14 protein-coding genes are annotated in these 17,006 nt (G+C 67.4%); 6 read left to right on the top strand and 8 right to left on the bottom strand.

Annotated elements, in window-relative coordinates:
* The first annotated feature begins 62 nt into the window (after positions 1 to 62).
* From POL67_RS37100 to POL67_RS37090, 3 genes are all read left to right on the top strand, one after another.
* Complete coding sequence (locus POL67_RS37100; RefSeq protein WP_271925373.1) at positions 63 to 923, top strand: alpha/beta hydrolase; 861 nt, start codon at positions 63 to 65, stop codon at positions 921 to 923.
* 489 nt (positions 924 to 1,412) lie between these two features.
* Positions 1,413 to 2,090: a hypothetical protein gene (locus POL67_RS37095; RefSeq protein ID WP_271925372.1), complete on the top strand. Its 678-nt coding sequence runs from the start codon at positions 1,413 to 1,415 to the stop codon at positions 2,088 to 2,090.
* A 405-nt stretch (positions 2,091 to 2,495) separates the two neighbouring features.
* The gene (locus POL67_RS37090; RefSeq protein WP_271925371.1) at positions 2,496 to 3,185 is read left to right on the top strand and encodes a hypothetical protein; all 690 of its coding nucleotides are present in this window, start codon (positions 2,496 to 2,498) and stop codon (positions 3,183 to 3,185) included.
* Positions 3,186 to 3,357: 172 nt separating this feature from the next.
* On the opposite strand, the gene POL67_RS37085 is transcribed toward POL67_RS37090, so the two are convergent.
* Positions 3,358 to 5,037, bottom strand: coding sequence for a L,D-transpeptidase (locus tag POL67_RS37085; RefSeq protein ID WP_271925370.1), 1,680 nt, complete (start codon positions 5,035 to 5,037; stop codon positions 3,358 to 3,360).
* A gap of 85 nt (positions 5,038 to 5,122) precedes the next feature.
* Here POL67_RS37085 and POL67_RS37080 point away from each other — a divergent pair, with 85 nt between their 5' ends.
* From POL67_RS37080 to POL67_RS37070, 3 genes are all read left to right on the top strand, one after another.
* Positions 5,123 to 5,965 (top strand): expansin EXLX1 family cellulose-binding protein, encoded by an 843-nt coding sequence (locus POL67_RS37080; RefSeq protein WP_271925369.1) that lies wholly within the window; start codon positions 5,123 to 5,125, stop codon positions 5,963 to 5,965.
* 6 nt (positions 5,966 to 5,971) lie between these two features.
* A complete protein-coding gene (locus POL67_RS37075; protein ID WP_271925368.1) occupies positions 5,972 to 7,690 on the top strand; it encodes an alpha-amylase family glycosyl hydrolase in 1,719 nt (572 codons plus the stop codon).
* Between the two features lie 99 nt (positions 7,691 to 7,789).
* The gene (locus POL67_RS37070) at positions 7,790 to 9,562 is read left to right on the top strand and encodes a hypothetical protein (RefSeq protein ID WP_271925367.1); all 1,773 of its coding nucleotides are present in this window, start codon (positions 7,790 to 7,792) and stop codon (positions 9,560 to 9,562) included.
* Positions 9,563 to 9,596: 34 nt separating this feature from the next.
* On the opposite strand, the gene POL67_RS37065 is transcribed toward POL67_RS37070, so the two are convergent.
* The 7 genes from POL67_RS37065 to POL67_RS37035 all read right to left on the bottom strand — a co-directional run bounded on the left by POL67_RS37065 (position 9,597) and on the right by POL67_RS37035 (position 16,956).
* Positions 9,597 to 10,361, bottom strand: coding sequence for a YkgJ family cysteine cluster protein (locus POL67_RS37065; protein WP_271925366.1), 765 nt, complete (start codon positions 10,359 to 10,361; stop codon positions 9,597 to 9,599).
* Between the two features lie 91 nt (positions 10,362 to 10,452).
* Positions 10,453 to 12,024: a carboxypeptidase-like regulatory domain-containing protein gene (locus POL67_RS37060; protein ID WP_271925364.1), complete on the bottom strand. Its 1,572-nt coding sequence runs from the start codon at positions 12,022 to 12,024 to the stop codon at positions 10,453 to 10,455.
* 140 nt (positions 12,025 to 12,164) lie between these two features.
* The gene (locus POL67_RS37055) at positions 12,165 to 12,602 is read right to left on the bottom strand and encodes a hypothetical protein (RefSeq protein WP_271925363.1); all 438 of its coding nucleotides are present in this window, start codon (positions 12,600 to 12,602) and stop codon (positions 12,165 to 12,167) included.
* Positions 12,603 to 13,190: 588 nt separating this feature from the next.
* Positions 13,191 to 13,955 (bottom strand): Phenylacetic acid catabolic protein, encoded by a 765-nt coding sequence (locus POL67_RS37050; protein ID WP_271925362.1) that lies wholly within the window; start codon positions 13,953 to 13,955, stop codon positions 13,191 to 13,193.
* Between the two features lie 17 nt (positions 13,956 to 13,972).
* Entirely contained in the window at positions 13,973 to 14,764 is a 792-nt protein-coding gene (locus tag POL67_RS37045) for a creatininase family protein (RefSeq protein WP_271925361.1), read from the bottom strand.
* 156 nt (positions 14,765 to 14,920) lie between these two features.
* The gene (locus POL67_RS37040; protein ID WP_271925360.1) at positions 14,921 to 15,913 is read right to left on the bottom strand and encodes an isopenicillin N synthase family dioxygenase; all 993 of its coding nucleotides are present in this window, start codon (positions 15,911 to 15,913) and stop codon (positions 14,921 to 14,923) included.
* Positions 15,913 to 16,956 (bottom strand): FHA domain-containing protein, encoded by a 1,044-nt coding sequence (locus POL67_RS37035; RefSeq protein WP_271925358.1) that lies wholly within the window; start codon positions 16,954 to 16,956, stop codon positions 15,913 to 15,915. Before POL67_RS37035 ends, POL67_RS37040 begins: the two co-directional genes overlap by 1 nt.
* Positions 16,957 to 17,006: the final 50 nt, after the last annotated feature.

Genomic DNA, 17,006 nt, shown 5'->3' with positions numbered 1-17,006 from the left:
GGAGGCGTCGACCTGGACACGGGCTTTCCGGGTTCGACCGGCGAGGGTATGGTGGGCGCCGCATGCGCCATCTCCTCTCCGCGGTGACCTTCGGCTCCTGCCTGACCCTCTTCGGCTGCGCCGCGCGCGTTCCCGTGCCGAGCCCCGCTGCCGCGCCGCCGGGGGCCATCGTCATTGGCCAATCGTTCGTCATGGACTCGGCGGAGCTCGGCGAGCCGCGTCGAATCACGGTCTATCTGCCGCCGGATTACACGGAGAGCAGCCAGCGATACCCCGTGGTCTATCTGCTCGACGGTGGCGTGGCGGAGGATTTTCATCATATCACCGGCATCGTCCAGGTCTCCGTGGCGAACGAGATCATGGAGCCGGTGATCGTCATCGGAATCGAGAATACCGAGCGCCGGCGCGACCTGACGGGCCCCACGGAGAACGAGAAGGACAAGGCGATCGCGCCGCGCGTCGGCGGTTCGTCCCGGTTCCGCGCCTTCCTGACGAGCGAGCTCGTCCCGCGGATCGAGCGTGACTATCGGACCAGCGGGGAGCGGGGCCTCATGGGCGAATCGCTCGCGGGGCTTTTTGTCCTGGAGACGTTGTTCGAGGATCCGGGCGCGTTCGGAACGTACATCGCGGTGAGCCCGAGCCTGTGGTGGAATGATGGTTTCGTGCTAAGGCAGGCCGAGCCGCGCTTGAAGAGCCTGGCCGTGCTGGGGAAAACGCTGTACCTGACGGTCGGCGGCGTCGAGGACAACACGAAGGAAACCGAGCAGCTCGCCGAAATCCTGCGCCGGCATGCGCCTTCGGGTCTGGCATGGCATTATGCCCCGCTTCCAGCGGAGGCGCACAATACCGTGTACCATATTGGCGCAGTGAATGCATTGCGGCTTCTCTATGCGCGGAAGCGTGAGGCTGGGGGTGGAGGCTAGGCCGAGCCCCCCGTCGCCGTCGCCGTCCGCGCCCTGCCCGCGGTACCAAGAAGCGCCGACCCGGGCCCGAGCCCGCCACTCCTGGAACAGGGAAGCCGCCGCCCTCCGCTCCCGTCCCGGGGCCTGCGTGTCATCGAGATCGCACGCAGGCTCGCGTGGGGTGTCCGCTGCGGCCGTGCGACGGTCCCCTCCGGGCGGCCCCCCATTCCTTATATGCACCTGGCCTCCCCAGCCCCCCTTCCTCGGACGTGTCCACGGCAATGGCGCACTGCATCATGTCGGTTTCCTGCTGCTGACGCACCCGGGTGAGGGGCCGTTTGGACGCGTATCGATTTCCAGATTGCCGCTTGACCTTTCCCTTGACGATGAGGTATACACGAGCCGCCTATCGAGTGCGCATCCCACGATTTGGAAGATGCCCACTCTTCGGTTGTTCATAGTTCCACTGTCATAACGACCAAGCCGGTCGTTTCTTCCTGGAGTGCGCACATGAATAAGCTCGGTCTCTTCGGTGCTGCTGCGGTCGCGACGGCTCTCTGCTTCTCCTCGGACGCGCGGGCCACCGGTGATGGCGATGTTTCGGGCGCGGCGCTGGACCTCGTGGTCGCGGGGACGAACACGGGCAATGGCGGCAGCTTCGTCACCAAGGCGGTCAAGGACGCTCTCGGCTGGTCGAGCAGCCAGTGGCTGTACTACTTCTCCTACTCGACCCTGAGCGCCGCGCGATGGTACGAAGCCATCACCGCGGGCACCAACCTCGTCGAGGTCGACAACATCAACGACGTCGACGCGGGCCAGATCTTCGCGATCAACGCCACCGGGTCGTACACCGGCCATGCCGCCGTGATCATCGGCGAGCCGATCGACATCACGCCGCCGAGCGGCTTCTACACGCCGTACGTCACAGGCACGAAGCAGTGGGCGCTGCCGATTGCCGACTCGACGGGCAGCGAGCACGGCCAGAATGCGTCGTACCCCGACAGCCGTCGCAGCTCCAGCGGCTTCGCGGCGAACGTCCCCGGCACGGCGTACCTGCGGGTTTACTCGGACGCGACGACGGGCGAGATCCTCTCCTACTCGTGGAGCGTGACGTCGACCAACGACGCGAACGTCTTCGATCAGAGCGAGCGGCCGTTCGCCATCGGCGAGCTCACCGTCAGCCCCTGAACCAATCCCATCCACGCGCCAAGTCGCGTGGTTCAACGCTCCCAGGGCGCGCCCCACAGACGCGCCCTCCTGGGAGCGTTTTTCATTTGACCCCATCCAGCCAAGCTCGCCACGAGCCCGCCAAGCGTACCACACGTGCAAGCGGGACGTGAGCCGCACGACGTACGCGAGGGACGCGCGGACGCCGTGCATTGGGGCGAGCGTGTCCGGCAGGTGCTTTCGCTTCGACGGCGAATGAAAATAACGTCCCCCCCCACAACCACTATAGCCTTTGCGTTGACGCAGGTGTATATACACGCTCCGCCTATCGAGTGCGCATATCCCGACTTCCTGATGCCCACTCGCCGGTTGGCCATCGTTCCCTTTCCTGACGACCACCGCGGTCGTTCCTCCTGAGGTGTGAACATGAATAAGCTCGGTCTTTTTGGTGCTGCTGCGGTCGCGACGGCTCTCTGCTTCCCCTCGGACGCGAATGCCGATCCCGTGCTCAACGCTTCCATCGCCACCGCGGCGAATGCCCTCGTGACCTCGGCAACGAACACGGGCAATGGCGGCAGCTTCGTCACCAAGGCGGTCAAGAACGCTCTCGCCTGGACGAACAGCCAGTGGCTGTACTGCTTCGAACTCTCGACCCTGAGCGCCGCGCAGTGGTACGAAGACATCGACGCGGGCCACAACTTCGTCGAGATCACGAACATCGCGGACATCGACGCGGGCCAGATCTTCGCGATCAACGCCACCGGGTCGTACACCGGCCATGCCGCCGTGATCACCGGCGAGCCGATCGACATCACGCCGCCGGCCGGGTACTACACGCCGTACCGCACGGGGCAGAAGCAGTGGGCGCTGCCGATCGCCGACTCGACGGGCAGCGAGCACGGCCAGAATGCGTCGTACCCCGACAGCCGTCGCGTCGGCGGCGTCTTCACGGCGAACATCCCCGGCACGGCCTTCCTGCGAATTTACTCGGACGAGGTGACGGGCGAAATCCTGTCCTACGGCTGGAGCGTGACGTCGACCAACGAAGCGAACGTCTACGATCAGAGCGAGCGGCCGTTCGCCATCGGCGAGCTCGACATCTCCGCCTGCCTCTGATCACGGGCCGCGCGCACTGGCGCGCCGCCTGGATCCCGCCGAACCAGGGCAAGCCCTGGACCTCGAGAACATCGAGCGGTTTGCGAGCCGCTCGATGTTTTCGCTTTTTTGTCCGCGCAGTTCATCGACCCCGCGTATCGGGCAACGTCCCAGCGAGGCCGCTTCGGCGGGCTCACGGATGGGTATAGATGACCGTCCCGCTCCGCAGCGAGAGCCCCGCGTGCCACGCTGCGGGCACCTCAGGGGTTGTCCAGCCGAACAGCCACGCCGCGTCCCTCGGCGCGAGGTTCACGCAGCCGTGGCTCCGGGGCGTCCCGAAATCGTCGTGCCAGTAGGCCGCGTGGAGCGCGTATCCCTCGTTGAAGTACTGCACGAACGGCACGTCGCGCAGGTCGAACTCGTCGCCCACCTCGTCGCCGTCCATCGTGACGCTCACGTGCTTCGTGTGGATGCGGAAGACGCCCTGGATGGTCGAATGCGTCTTTTTCGGGTCGCCGAGTCCGTCCGCGCCCGTGCTCACGAGCGTCACGTAGACCGGCTTCGTCCCCTCGTAGGCCACGAGGCTTTGCTTCAGGATCGACACGTCGATCCATTTCTGCCCCGCGAGCGCCCAGCCCGGCGGCCGCGTCATCGGGTCGATGCGCACCACCTGATCCTCGCGCACCCACGATCCGTCCCGCGCTTCGAGGTATGCAGCGCCGCCGGAACGCATCGATTTCCCCGTGAGCGGCACGGCCTCGCGGTGGCCGAGCTTCGTGGCCCCGCCGAGGCCGCCGTTCGCGGACGTATACCGCATAGCGTGCCGGCTCTTCACGAAGGCCACCGGCAGGGTCGCCTCATCGAGGGGCAAACCCTGGAACGGGGACGTCCGGACGACCCGCGTGCGATCGAGCGGAAGGACGGCGAGCTCCGTCGTCAGGCCATAACGACGCTCCTCGTGATCGAACGTTGACAGCAAGGCAAACCCCGACCGGCCCTTGGCGCGCCCGACGACGAGCGTGTTCGCGCCGCGCGACACGCCGGCGAGCGGCGGCGCCGCGAAGCCGTAGAGCAGGGCGCCTGGCGTGGGATCCGGCGGCGGGAGCGGGACGAACTGCGGATCGAGCGCTGTCTGCGTGACTTTGCGCAGGTGGCTCGCGAGATCCGGCTCCACGACGCGCAGCTCGGCGTCGGTCGGGAGGCGCGCATAGAGGTGCGGCGACGGATTGCGTGACATCACATACGTGTAGGGCAAACCCTCGCGCGAGGGCCGCGTCGCGGCGGCTTCCACCACCGGGTGATGAATGTCGAGCGTCGCGTTCGTCCCGACACACACGTAGCCGCGGGGCTTGATGTGGTACCAGCCGCCTTCACAATTCGCGCGGCTCTTCGGCTTCTCGTCGCGCGTGACAATCGCGCCGGCCCGCAGGTATCCGATGCGGCGGCTCCGCCAGCGGGGTTCGGCGTAGATCCAGGTTTCTTTTGCGACACTCGCGAGCTCGAAGACCTCGGCCTCGGGCTTTTTCGGCGGCTCTTTTGTCGGCTCGACGGGCTCTTCCGGCTCTTCGGGCAGGGCGGGCGCCTCCGGCTCGGTGAGCGCGAGATTCGCGGGCGCGGCCGGATCCGGCGGCAGATCCGGCGTATCCACGGTCGCCTCGGCGGGCGGCGCGGCCGCGGGTGCTGCGGCCGGCAGCGGGGCCGGGGGCGGCGCGGGGGCCGGCACCGGCGTGGCAAGGGCGGGCAGCGGCGCCGTTTTGGGGAGCGTATCCGGCGCGGGGGAGGCCACGTCCTGGCTCATGGTCGGCTCGAGCAACGGACAACCCGTCGCGAGGCTCGTGATGGCCACGGTGGCGAGGAACGATGAGGCCCGCATGAACGGCCCGCTAACAGGCCTCGGACGCGCGGGCCAAGTTCCTGCCGGATGGACAGGCGCTCGGCCAGGGTGGTACCGTCCTGCCATGTCTTATCGAACGATCGGGACGTTGCGCTTTTCCTATGGCGTGTGCCTCGCGGCTGCTCTTGCGCTCCTGGTCGGATGCGGCGGAAGCGGAGGCGGCGGAGACGGCGACGGCGGAAGCGGTGGAAACGGCAACGGCGGCAACGGCAACGGCGGCAGCGGCGCGGGTGCGGGCGGAAGCGGCAACGGCGGCGCGGGCGCGGGCAGCACCGGCTCCGGGTTCGGCGCTTGCGACAATGCGCCGACCTTCGAGGGTGAGGGCACCTATTACGCCGCGACCGGCTCCGGCGCGTGCAGCTTCGATGTCTCCTCGGATTCGCCGCTGCTCGTCGGCGCCATGAACGCCGAGGATTATGCGAATTCGGGGGTCTGCGGCGCTTGCGCGCATCTCACAGGGCCGAACGGCGAGGTCACCGTGCGTATCGTCGATCTCTGCCCCGAGTGCGTGCACGGCGACATCGACCTCTCGCCCGACGCCTTTGCCTTGCTCGCGCCGCTCGAAAAGGGCCGCATCCCGATCTCGTGGCAGTTCGTCCCCTGCGACGGCGCCGGGCCGATCCGTTACCATTTCAAGGAGGGCTCGAACCAGTGGTGGACCGCGGTGCAGATTCGCAACCACCGGAACGCCATCGCCAAATTCGAGTGGAAGAGCGACGACGGCGCCTGGCACGAGGTCCAGAGGCTCGATTACAACTATTTCGTCGAGGACAACGGCATGGGCCCGGGGCCGTACACGATCCGCGTGACCGACGTCTACGGCAGCGTGCTCGAAGACAGCGGGATCCCCTTCCTTGAGGCCGGCGATTCGCCCGGCCAGGGGCAGTTCCCCGCCTGCGGGATGTAAAACGACATGCAAGGGCCCGAGCTTCCGCCCTGGTGGGCACGGACGACCGTCTACCAGATTTACCCCCGCTCCTTTCTCGATACGAACGGCGACGGAATCGGGGATCTGCCGGGGATCGTGCGGAAGCTCGACTGGCTCCGGGATCTCGGCGTCGAGACGCTGTGGATCTGCCCCTTTTACGGCAGCCCCCAGCAGGATCTCGGCTACGACGTCTCCGATTACGACGCTGTCGCGCCCGAGTACGGCACGCGGGACGACGTCCGGCGTCTGCTCGACGAGGCCCACGCGCGTGGAATGCGCGTCCTCGCGGACATGGTCCTGAACCATACCTCGATCGAGCATCCCTGGTTTCGCGCGTCCCGTTCCAGCCGGACGAACCCGAAACGAAATTGGTACCTCTGGCGGCCCGGCAGGAAGCCCGGCGGGAAGGCGCCGCCGAACAACTGGCGCTCGCTCGTCGGGCCGCGCGGCTGGCATTGGGACGAACGCACGCAAGAATGGTACTGGGCGAGCTTCTTGCCGTTCCAGCCCGACCTCGATTATCGCAACCCCGAGGTCCAGGAGGCCATGCTCGGCGTCGTCCGGCGGTGGCTCGCGTTTGGCTTCGACGGCCTCCGGCTCGATATCTTCCACGCGATCTTCAAGGACGAATGGTTCGAGGACAACCCCTTCTCGACCCGCCTTCTCCCGAGCGAGGACGACCCCGACGGGTTCTTGCAATCCTACCGGCGCACGCTCCACCACCCGGAGACCATTGCCTTCGCGCGCACACTCCGGCGCGTCGCCAACGAGTTCCAGGATCCGCCGCGTTTTCTTGTCGGCGAGGTCTTCGGGCAGCCGAGCACGCTGCGCCGGTATTGCGAGGGGGGTGTCGGGGGGGTAGCTCCGCTAGCCGGAGCGGACCCCCCGACCGTCGACAGCGGCGACGGCCTTCATAGCGTCTTTTTGTTCAAGGCCATGCGCGCGCCGTTCACGGCGGCGGGGTTTCGCGAGCTCGTGCTCGAATTCGAGCGCGAGATGCCGGCGCCGCTCGTGCCCACGTGGGTCTTCGGCAACCACGATCGCTCCCGGCGCGGCGAGCGGCTCGGCTACCACCCCGAGCGCGAGAAGCTCAGCGCCGCCGTGCAGCTCACGGCCCGCGGCATTCCGTTCGTCTATTACGGCGAGGAAATTGGCATGCGGGACCTCAATTTACCGCTTGCCACCGCGAAGGACCCGCTCGCGCGGATGTACCGGTTCCTCCCCGATATCGTGGCGCGAAAGCTCCACGCGGCGGGCGTCCTCCTGAACCGCGACGCCTGCCGCACGCCGATGCAATGGTCCGCCGCGCCGAACGCGGGTTTTACGGTCCCCGGCGTCGCGCCCTGGCTGCCGGTGCACCCAGCGTCGGAGACCATCAACGTCGAGGCGGAGGAGCGTGATCCCGCCTCGATCCTGCATTGCTACAAGCGCCTGCTCCGGCTCCGCAAAGAACACCCGGCGCTCCAGGCCGGCTCGCTCGAGCTCTACCCCGAGCACGTGCTCCCGCCCGAGGTCCTCGCTTATCGCCGCACGTTCGGCGACGACGTCGTCGACGTGCTCCTCCATTTCGACGACGCCACGAGGCGCGTGCGGATCCCAGGGGATTGTCACGTCCCGTTGGTTTCCAGCTACCCCGCGCCGCTCCCGATTCGTGAGGGCGAGGCCGTGCTACGTCCTTATGAGGCGCTCATGCTCGGTCGATGAAATCCGCGGTGGGCGGAGCGTCCGATTCATGCCCTGGACGCGAAATTCCTACCGCGTGGTCGTAGGCGTCGCTACCATCCCTGGCTGTAAGGAGCACTTATGCGAACCTACAGCTTATTTTCTATGGGCATCCTCCTGGCCGTGGCGGCGACGGCTGCTTGCGGCAGTGGTGGGGGCGGCGGCGGCAGTGGCGGCAGCGGCGGGAACGGCGGTAGCGGCGCCAGCGGCGGCGATGGCGGAGCCGGTGGCAATGGCGGAAATGGCGGTACCGGCGGCACGACCGACGGTGTGACGGGCACCTCGAAGGACCTCCACCGGCCCACCACCGGGGACGTCACCGTGCGCAGCAAAGCCTGGACGAAGATCGAGGCCCTCGTCGACCAGGGCGGAACCCTGCAATCCTACCCGGGCACGATCGACGCAGACGGGAACATCTCGATCCCCGACGTCCCCATGGGGCCGTATCTCCTCGCCCTCGAGGGCCCGCCGTCTCAGTTCCCGAATGCGCCGCCGGTCAAGACGTTCGTCGCGACCGACGCACGGACGCTCGAGATCGGATATCTTTACAGCAGCCGGCACGATCTTACGCCCATATCGCAGCCGACGTACATCACGTTCGACGCGACGCTCGGCGTGCCCATGCAGGTCGCCACGTACGACGACATGGGCGACATCCTGACGCACGACGACGAGATCCAGGTCTATTCGCAGAACGGCATGGCCCTCTCCTATATCTACCCCTCGTCGAGCCCTCCAGAGGACAACCCCCCCGCCAACGGAGCCACCCAGCTCTCCTCCTGGAAAATCGATGCGCAGGACGCGTTCGTCCAGTTCTTCGGCGACGTGCCGCTCATCGATGCGAGCAAAGGGGACGAGGTCACGGTCGTCCACGGCGTGACGCAGCAGGTCGGCACGAAGACCGACGACGGCAATCCCTGGAACGGCTACACTTACACGGCCACGGCCGAATCCATGCAGGCCATGCCGTTCACCATGACAAACGGGGGCACGAGCGTGGTGAAGGGCACCTTCGCGCCGGCGCCGCAGAAGAGCTTCGACCTCGATTACAAGGGCTCCGCGTTCAACGCCCTCCTTCCGAACACCCCGCTCAGTGTCCATTCCGTCGGCGTCAGCGTCGATCACGAGCCCATCGGGCCTGAGCCTTCGATCGGCTCATTCGTCACGCTGCTCAACCTCAGCACGATCCACGGGACCACGTATTCGAACCCGGATCCCGCCTGCCACGGAACCGGCTGCGATCCGGTTGCGTGCCCGAGCGGCTGCGACGCGGGGACGATGGTGCTCGCCGGCGACTACACGCATACCTATTCCTACGGCGACCCGTTCACGGGCGGACACAAGTTTGCCGCCCTGTTCATCTCGTTCTCGAAGAACGTTCGATCGCTCCTGCCCGAAACGACCTCGGAGTCGCTCCGCGGCAACCTCACCTTGTCCGCGCCCGTGGAGGAGCTCACGGGCAAGCCGCTCGCGCCGACCCTCGGCCTCCCGCAAAACATCAAGGTCGCCGGTAAGGACACGCCGTACGATCAGGTGACGACGGGCGTCGGGACGACGCCGGAAATCACGTGGACCGCGCCGGCCCTTGGCAGCCCCACACGGTATCGCGTGAGCGTCGTCGATACGACCGACCTCACGGACGCGAACGGTACGCTCTCCACGCGCCGTACCATCGCGAACGTGTACGTCAAGAGCCCGAACGTGACCCTCCCGGAGGGGATCCTGCAGCCCGGGAAATTCTATTTCATCCAGATCTCGGCCACCGTGCGTGACAACGACGATTTCGCGGCCCCGTTCAAGAACGCGCCACGAAGCACGAACGCCACCATGTTCACGGGCCTCGTGACGCCCTGATCCCACCCCGCCCCGGCCCGCGGACGAACCCCGATCAGGACGGTTTGTCCGCGGGGTTTCCCCCGGAAAGCTCCTCCAGCAGCATGTTCACCAGCATGAAGCCGTCGAATCGGCGCTGGCCCTCCTCCTCGTGCGCCTCGGCCCAGCCGATGGCCAGCGTGAGCGGGAAGATCGTGGGCTCGCCGCCGAGCAGGCGGGCAGCCACGCGCGAGAGCGCGAGCGACATGCGAATCGAGACCGGCATCCGCCGGACCACGGCCTCACCGAGCTTCGTGCAGTTCTCCGCCGGCGACGTAACGAGATACTCGCGGCAGCCCGAGGGGCGCGAGGTGTACGCCGTGCACGCGCCGTTTTCGAGGAACGGACACGCGACGCTCTGGTGATGCCACTCGATGAGCAACTTCCGCAGCGCGTCGTCGTTTGCCATCCCCGAGAACGAGGCCTCGTCGAGCCCGAACGATTCGAGCGCTGCCTCGGCGTCGACGACCCGCGTGAGCACCTCCTCCTGCCGCGCCTCGGGCATCGCCGCCACGAGATCGTGGATCATGAACGCCTCGGGCGGCGAGATGGGCACGAGCTGGTAACAGCAGGAATCGCAGCCCTTCTTGCACGAGATCGCCCCGAGGGTCGGCAGGTGTCTCTTGACGCCGAGCGCGACGATCTGGTCGTCGAGCGGCATCACCAGCCGCGAGAGATCCGCGAGCCGCATCGGCTCGGCCGGGATGGCGAGGTTCGCGCGCAGCGTGCCCTCGGGCGTGCCGAGCTCGAAGGTAAACCTGTTTTTCAAGGGTTCCGGCATGGCGAGGCCCCGAGCCTATCACGGACCGGCGCGGCCGCACACGCGGCCTCGCGAGGGCGGCGCCCGGCCACCCCCGCCCGATCCGCGCCGTTCATTCCGCTTCGGCGCGCGCGCCCGTCTTGGGCGGCTCGGCGATATCGAGGTCCAGAACGGCGACCTGGCCCTCCTCGACCTGGACACCCTCGGTCTTCGCGGACGTGACCACGTTTACGGCATAATGGCCCCCCGGGAGCCCGGCGAGCTTGTAGACGCCGTCCTTGTCCGTCACGGGAAACCGGACATCGAGCCCCTGCTCGCGGCCGCGGTTCGTCGCGACGAGGACCTGGACGCCTGCGAGCGGCGCGCCGCCCGCCGTGATGCGGCCACGAATCTCGCCCTGGCCCGTCGGGTGAACCGTGATGTCGCGCTCCGTGACGGCCCCTTCCTCCACGCGCACCGCGGCCGACGTGCGCTGATTGCCATACACGAGCTCGAGGCGCGTGTTGCCCGGCGGAATCGAATCGAATCGGAATTGCCCCTCCTCGTCGGCGATCACGTTGACGAACCCGACCGCGCGCTGCATGAGCGTGAGCCGCGCGCCGGGGAGCGGGCTGCCGTCGCTCTTGCGCGCCACGCCGCTGATGCTGCCGCCGTCCGACATGACGAGGTCGAGGGACTTCGACGGCTTGCAATCCGCTGCCACCTCGACGACGACCGTGCTCGGCGCGTGCTCGCTGTCGTAGCCGCGAAGGACGACCTTGCCCGAGGGGGCATGCTCGAGGCGGAAGCGGCCCTCCCCGTCGCTCTCGGTGCGGCTCGCGGCCTCCATCGAGACCTCGCTCACGCCGCCGGGGAAGCGCGCCTCGGCGTCCACGAAGACGTCCGCGAGCGGGCGCCCGGAGCCGTCTTTCACCGTCCCTTCGAGGACGCAGCCGTCGCCGAGGAGGAGCTCGACCTCGCGCGTGTCGCCCGGTTTTTCGAGGTGGATGGCATTCGAAAACGCCGGGGCGTGGTCCACCGCGGTCGCGCGAATGACGACGGGCCAGGCCGGGAACTCGGAAACCTCGAACGTGCCGTCGGTCCCCTCGAATCGCTTGGAAAAGAGCGGCATGGGCGCGGCGAAGCTATCGGGCGCGGCGGTGAGCACGTCGATCACGAAGCGCTGCATCGGCGCGCGATCGGCGTCGAGCACGCGGCCCCGGACGGTGCCGCTTTTCGTCAACACCAGGCTGACGCTCTCGCCGGTCTGCGCGGGCACGAACGAGGGCCCGTATCCGCTCTTGTTCGCGACGAGCTGATAGGTGCCGTCGGCGAGGCGCATCTCGAAGCGGCCGTCGGCGTCGGTCTCGAGCGACGCGACCGTGGTCGGGAGGTTGCCCGCAATGGCGAAGCTCGTGGCCGAGACCTGCACGCCTGCGAGGGGCTGTCCGTCGATCGAATAAACTTTTCCGGTGATCGTCCTTGCCTGCTCGTCGCCCGGCTCGTCGGAGGGGAAGAGGCCGCGATTGACGTATTTGGCGCGGGCGTCAGGTACCGAGGCGTCTTGCGCGTCGGCGGCGTGGCTCGGCGAGGCGGAAGGCCAGAGAAAGAATGCGCCGAGGGCGAGGACCGGCACGGTCCCGAGCGTGGCCCATCCGGCAGGGGAGCGAAAGAAAGGCTTTTTCTGGTTCGTGGGCAGGTGCATCGTGAACCTCGACATCGCCTGTCGGGCAAAAGGATGATTTCAGGGTGACGACCGGAGAGAAACGGGCGCCGCCGTGGTGAGCGGCGGCGCCCGTCGTTCGCCGTCTCAGGCCGGCGTGCCGGCCCTATCGTGGCACGATATCAGTACGTCCACGCCTCGATCGTGTTGACGTACGGGTAACCCGCGTACTTCACGACGCCGGCGAACCCGTCGTAGTGCTCGCCGACGTGCATGTACTCGACCTGGAGCGAGAGGCCCCAGTCATTGAAGCCGCGGCAATACACGTCGCTTGCGATGGTGGTCGGGAAGTTGATGTAGCTGTTGCCGAGGCAGCTCAGGTAGCCCTTCGTCTTGCGCTCGAGCAGGTCGCACTCCTCGCTGATGAGGTAGCCCTGGTTGTACCACTCGGACACGTAGAGGCACGCCTTGCCAGCGTCCTTGTAAAGGTAGGGAATCATCGTCCCGGCGTCGTCATCATTGACGTAGACCGCGAGCGCACGCCCCTCCTCGATGGCCATGGCGGCGCTGGAGGGCACGATCATCGCGGCGACGAACGCAAACGAAAGCAGCTTCTTCATGGTGTGTTTCTTTCCCCCGTATCGAAGCAGGTGTGTCGTTAGCTATTGCTACTTGGCTCGCCTTCGTGGAGCTGCGTGATGCATCTCCACGGGGCGCTCCGATCCGAAGCGAATTGCGTCATCGAGGAGCGCCTCATCGTCAGCAGCTCCTATGAATGAAATATTACCAAGCGACCTCGGACAAGCAAGCCGCGCTGGAGATATTTGTTACCACCTCTCCATTCGACGAGGCATTCAGAGCCACGCACGTGGACGTACCCGCGAATGCGACGCCGCGCGACGCCGGACGGCCGTCGATCGTGTTCGCCGCCAACGCGGAGCCTGTCACGAGCGACAAGAGGAAGGGTCCGAGCACGCAAAGGATGATGCGGTGGAGGCGCCCCACGTTGCGCGGGAACCTCGCCCTTCCGCGCGTGCCCGAACGTCGCGCATTTCTTTGTTTTGCCCGGCCGAACGCCGTCCTCGGTGGAGGCTTTCGCATGCCGCGGGCGAATGGTATTGGGTATTTCGGCGCGCGCGGAATCGCGCAGGCAGGGGATGGGACGAGCGTCCTCCCCGCGGGGAGAGGAAATGGGGGAGGGAATCGCTCTACGCCGCGGACTGGCCCGCGCTGCGCTCGGTGTGCGGCAGCGCGCTCTCGGGCCCCGGCGCCGCGGGCGCCTTTTCGGGCCCCTCGATCCCGAGCGCGGCGAGCGACGGAAACACGAGGCCGCACAGGCGCATGGCCGAGGTGATGTCGTCGAGGAAGTCTTGCATCACGGCCGCCGGATCACGCTTTTTGAGCCCAATCGCGACCGCGTATCGCGCCCCGTCGCTGCCCGGCCGGCCAAACGAGAGCAGCCCCTGCCGGAGCCATCGCTCGAAGAGCCGCTGTTTGTCCGCGTCGTATCGCCCCGTGAGCGACAGCTCCACGACGAGCCGCTCGCCGAGCGCCTGGTGTCCACGCTCTTCCTCGACGATCTTGCGGACCACCTTGCGGTACGGCTCGAAGCTGCATTCCTCGTACTCGCGGAGCTGCCAGAAGCCGCCGCGGTCATAAAGGAACTGCGCCATCGCGAGCTCGTAAAAGCTCGCGGCGAGGGGCACGGGGCGCGCGGCGAGGCGCTCATTCACGACGGGCTCGATGCTCTCGCCCGTGAAATCATGGTACATGCGCGCCACGGCCTCGTAGTGCTCGAGCTCCTCGCGGATGTGCCAGGTGAAGAGCTTGAGCCAGCGCATCTCCGGGACGAATTGGAGGCCGTGGCCGAAGAGGTGCACCGCTGCGAGCTCGCGGTAGGCCTGCCCCTGCATCATCTGGACGAGCGTCCGCTGCCAGCGGTCGTCGCCGCCGGTCTCCTGTGCTTTCGTCATTTCCCCCCCTTGTTATTTCATGCACCCCGCGAAGCTTCACCCCGGAGGGCCTTCGCGGCGAGACCGTCTTCCACTTCGCCCACGACCATCGTCGCGAGGCGCTCGATCGAATCGCGCCCCTCCTCGGCCGTGGCCTCGGCAGGCGCGCCCGTATAGGCGTCCGTGATTCCCATGGCGAGAAAGCTCGTTTTGCCCTGACGGATGCCGTCCGAGAGGCTGATGGTGAGCGCCGGGAGCGACGCCATGCGGGCTTCGTCGACGGTGTCCGGGGCAGCCGCGAGGAGGATGGACGTCTCGTACCGTCCCGCATGGCACGCGCCGCTCTTGAACTCCGCGGAGAGCGTGCGCGCCCAGCGGCGCGAGAGCGGCGAGGCGACGGAGGCGCTCCCCAGGGGCAGGCCCTCGAGGGAGGCCCTCACCGCGGCGTCGTGCGCTGGCTCGAGGTGATTCGAAACCAGGCAAACATGGGAAAACCCCGCATGCAAGTATCCCTCGATCACGGCGCGCAGGAACGCAATGAGCGCGGCCTCCGTGACCGTGACGGCGCCGGCGAACCCCTCGGCGAAACGCGTGATTCCATAAGGCACGCTCGGGCCGACCAGCGCGACCGTTCCCTTCGCTTCGAGGAGCAGGGCCGCGCGCTCTGCCACGGCGTCGCCGATGATCGTGTCCGTCCCGAGAGGCAGGTGCGGCCCGTGCGGCTCGACGGAGCCGACCGGGACGAGCACGACGGGCGGCGTGGGACCCGTGAGCAGGGATTGCAGCGTCTGGGTCGTGAGATCCGCGATGTAAGGGCGTCGGGCGCGCATGCGGTCGTGGTTCTCGATGGCTCTACCGGATAGCACGAACGCCGGGACGTCGCGAGAGGACGAGACATTTTATGGTCCTGGCCTCCTGCTTGCATTCTGCGTTCGTCGCGGCGGGGGGCAGGAAGCTCTGGAAATCGGGGGTGGGCGCGGAGAAATTCACGTCACGCCAGCCGTTCGCCCGAGCTCCGGGAAGACCTTCGCGATTTTTCCGAGCAGCCATTGCCCGTAGGTCCCTCGAAATTCGTGCACGTCTTGGTGATCCCACCGCTCGTCCGCTTGGCCGTCCGCACGGCTCATGTCAATCGCCTGGATCTTCGCGTCCCAGCCTGGATCGAAGAAAAACGGCAAGCTGAGCCGGCTCCTCCCCGAGCGATTGCGGACGCGGTGCGGCGTGGATCGATACTGGCCGCCCGTCATTCGATCGAGCATGTCGCCGATGTTGCAGACGAACGATCCCGGGACGGGCGGCGCCTCGATCCAGCGACCGCCCGATTTCACCTGCAATCCTCCGGCGTCGTCCTGCCGGAGGATCGTGAGCAAACCATAATCGGTGTGCTCTCCGACGCCCCAGCCCTCGGACGCGTCGTGCGGAGGCGGGTAATGGAAGGCCCGGAAGAGGATCGTGGGATCCGCGGTGTAACGTTCGGCGAAATAGGACGCGGGGAGGCCGAGGCCGAGGGCCATTCCTTCGAGGATCACGTGCCCGAGGCGGGTCATTTCGGCCATCCACGCGAGCACGGCCTCGCGGAAGCCCGGAAGGTCCGGGAAGAGGTTGTTCCCGTGCAGGGGGAGCTCGGCCCGGACACGCGGGTGGTCGTCTCCGTGCTCGGCGCCGAAATAAATGCCCTCTTTGAGGTCGGGTTTGCCGGAGGTGAGCTCCCCGCCGACAGGGAAATACCCCCGCCACGCGCGGCCCGCCCTTTCCATGCGAATCTCCCTCTTTTGATCGAGATCCTGCGCGAAGAACGTCCGGCAGAGCGCGTCGAGGTGCGCGGCGAGGGCCTCGTCGACGCCGTGGCCCACCACGTAAAAGAACCCCGAGCCGCGGCAAGCCTGGTCGATCGCCCGCGCCGCGGAGTGTTTGTCCGGGCCGCCGCGCACGAGCGGGGCGAGGTCCACGATCGGGACGGCGGAGAGGTCGGGGGGCATCAGGCCTCGGGGTGTTCGAGCCGGTGCCAGTCGAGGATCATCCGCGAGCCGAACTCGAGGCGATCCACGTCCGCCAAGACCTCGGCCTCGATCGAACGGCCGTTCCGGCGCACGCCGTTCGTGCTGCCCGTGTCGATGGCCCAGACGTCCGCGCCGATGCGGACGAGGAGGAAATGCACGCGGGAGACGTTTCTGTCGATCTCGCCGATGGAGAGGCCACATCGCTCGTAGCGGCCGATGAGCAGGCCTTGTTCGAGGCGCTCCGCCGAGACGCGCCGCTTCGCCTTCGCCATGCCGGCCTGCAGGCGGATCGTGCCCCAGGCGATCTCGGGCTCTTCGTCGTCGCCGAGCAGGAGCGGCGAGGCTTGCGTGGTGACACGCGAGGGCTCTTCGAGGCCGCGATACGGGCCGCCGCGCAGGCGCGGCGGGGGCAATGCGTCGACGCCGGCGCGTTTGTCGGCCGCGGCCGGGGCGCGGCGATCGACGAACGTGCGCGGCGGCATCGAGGTCCACGCATCCCCCGCGCGCTCGGGCCACGCGACGGCCGGGGAGCACGGCAAGAACCAGAGCGCGTACGCGCCGATCGAGAGGTATGTGGGGCCGTCGGATGCGAGCGCGCCGCTCTCCTGCCCATCTTCGGCGCGGAAAGGTAGCTTCGTGTTGAGGTCCCAGACCTTGAGCTTCGGCGCGCCGCCCTCGGCGAGGACGAGGGCAGCCATGTGGCGGAGCGAGATCGCGGACGAAGGCACTTGCAAGCGGCACTTCGTGTGCCGGCCGATCGTGAGCGGCGATCCTGCCTCGCAGAGGACGGCGCCGGCGAGGCGCGCGCGCGCGTCGATGACCGCGACGGCGAAACCGGGCTTTCGCGCGGCGGCGGCGAGCTCGGCGAGCCGGTCGTAGGCGACGAGGAACGCGGCGCGGGGCGGGGGTGCGGGGAGGTTTTCGTTGGTCGTGGCGAGGGCGGCGATCGTGCCGCGGTTGTCGAAAAGGGGACCAAACGTGCCGGTCTCTTCCCCGGACTCCTCGTCGTCGTTTGCGCGCATCGCTGGACGATCATTGGGGCATGGAAGCGGCGCGGAGGCAAGCTGGGGAT

The organism is Polyangium mundeleinium (assembly GCF_028369105.1).
Taxonomy (GTDB): Bacteria; Myxococcota_A; Polyangia; order Polyangiales; family Polyangiaceae; genus Polyangium; species Polyangium mundeleinium.
Note: the sequence above shows the minus strand (reverse complement) of the source record. Positions and strands in the feature narration are given on the sequence as shown.

Excerpts from the sequence above, each read along its gene's own strand:
- POL67_RS37100 (WP_271925373.1), top strand. The coding sequence starts at position 63 with ATGCGCCATCTCCTCTCCGCGGTGACCTTCGGCTCCTGCCTGACCCTC.
- POL67_RS37095 (WP_271925372.1), top strand. The coding sequence starts at position 1,413 with ATGAATAAGCTCGGTCTCTTCGGTGCTGCTGCGGTCGCGACGGCTCTC.
- POL67_RS37090 (WP_271925371.1), top strand. The coding sequence starts at position 2,496 with ATGAATAAGCTCGGTCTTTTTGGTGCTGCTGCGGTCGCGACGGCTCTC.
- POL67_RS37085 (WP_271925370.1), bottom strand. The coding sequence starts at position 5,037 with ATGCGGGCCTCATCGTTCCTCGCCACCGTGGCCATCACGAGCCTCGCG.
- POL67_RS37080 (WP_271925369.1), top strand. The coding sequence starts at position 5,123 with ATGTCTTATCGAACGATCGGGACGTTGCGCTTTTCCTATGGCGTGTGC.
- POL67_RS37075 (WP_271925368.1), top strand. The coding sequence starts at position 5,972 with ATGCAAGGGCCCGAGCTTCCGCCCTGGTGGGCACGGACGACCGTCTAC.
- POL67_RS37070 (WP_271925367.1), top strand. The coding sequence starts at position 7,790 with ATGCGAACCTACAGCTTATTTTCTATGGGCATCCTCCTGGCCGTGGCG.
- POL67_RS37065 (WP_271925366.1), bottom strand. The coding sequence starts at position 10,361 with ATGCCGGAACCCTTGAAAAACAGGTTTACCTTCGAGCTCGGCACGCCC.
- POL67_RS37060 (WP_271925364.1), bottom strand. The coding sequence starts at position 12,024 with ATGCACCTGCCCACGAACCAGAAAAAGCCTTTCTTTCGCTCCCCTGCC.
- POL67_RS37055 (WP_271925363.1), bottom strand. The coding sequence starts at position 12,602 with ATGAAGAAGCTGCTTTCGTTTGCGTTCGTCGCCGCGATGATCGTGCCC.
- POL67_RS37050 (WP_271925362.1), bottom strand. The coding sequence starts at position 13,955 with ATGACGAAAGCACAGGAGACCGGCGGCGACGACCGCTGGCAGCGGACG.
- POL67_RS37045 (WP_271925361.1), bottom strand. The coding sequence starts at position 14,764 with ATGCGCGCCCGACGCCCTTACATCGCGGATCTCACGACCCAGACGCTG.
- POL67_RS37040 (WP_271925360.1), bottom strand. The coding sequence starts at position 15,913 with ATGCCCCCCGACCTCTCCGCCGTCCCGATCGTGGACCTCGCCCCGCTC.
- POL67_RS37035 (WP_271925358.1), bottom strand. The coding sequence starts at position 16,956 with ATGCGCGCAAACGACGACGAGGAGTCCGGGGAAGAGACCGGCACGTTT.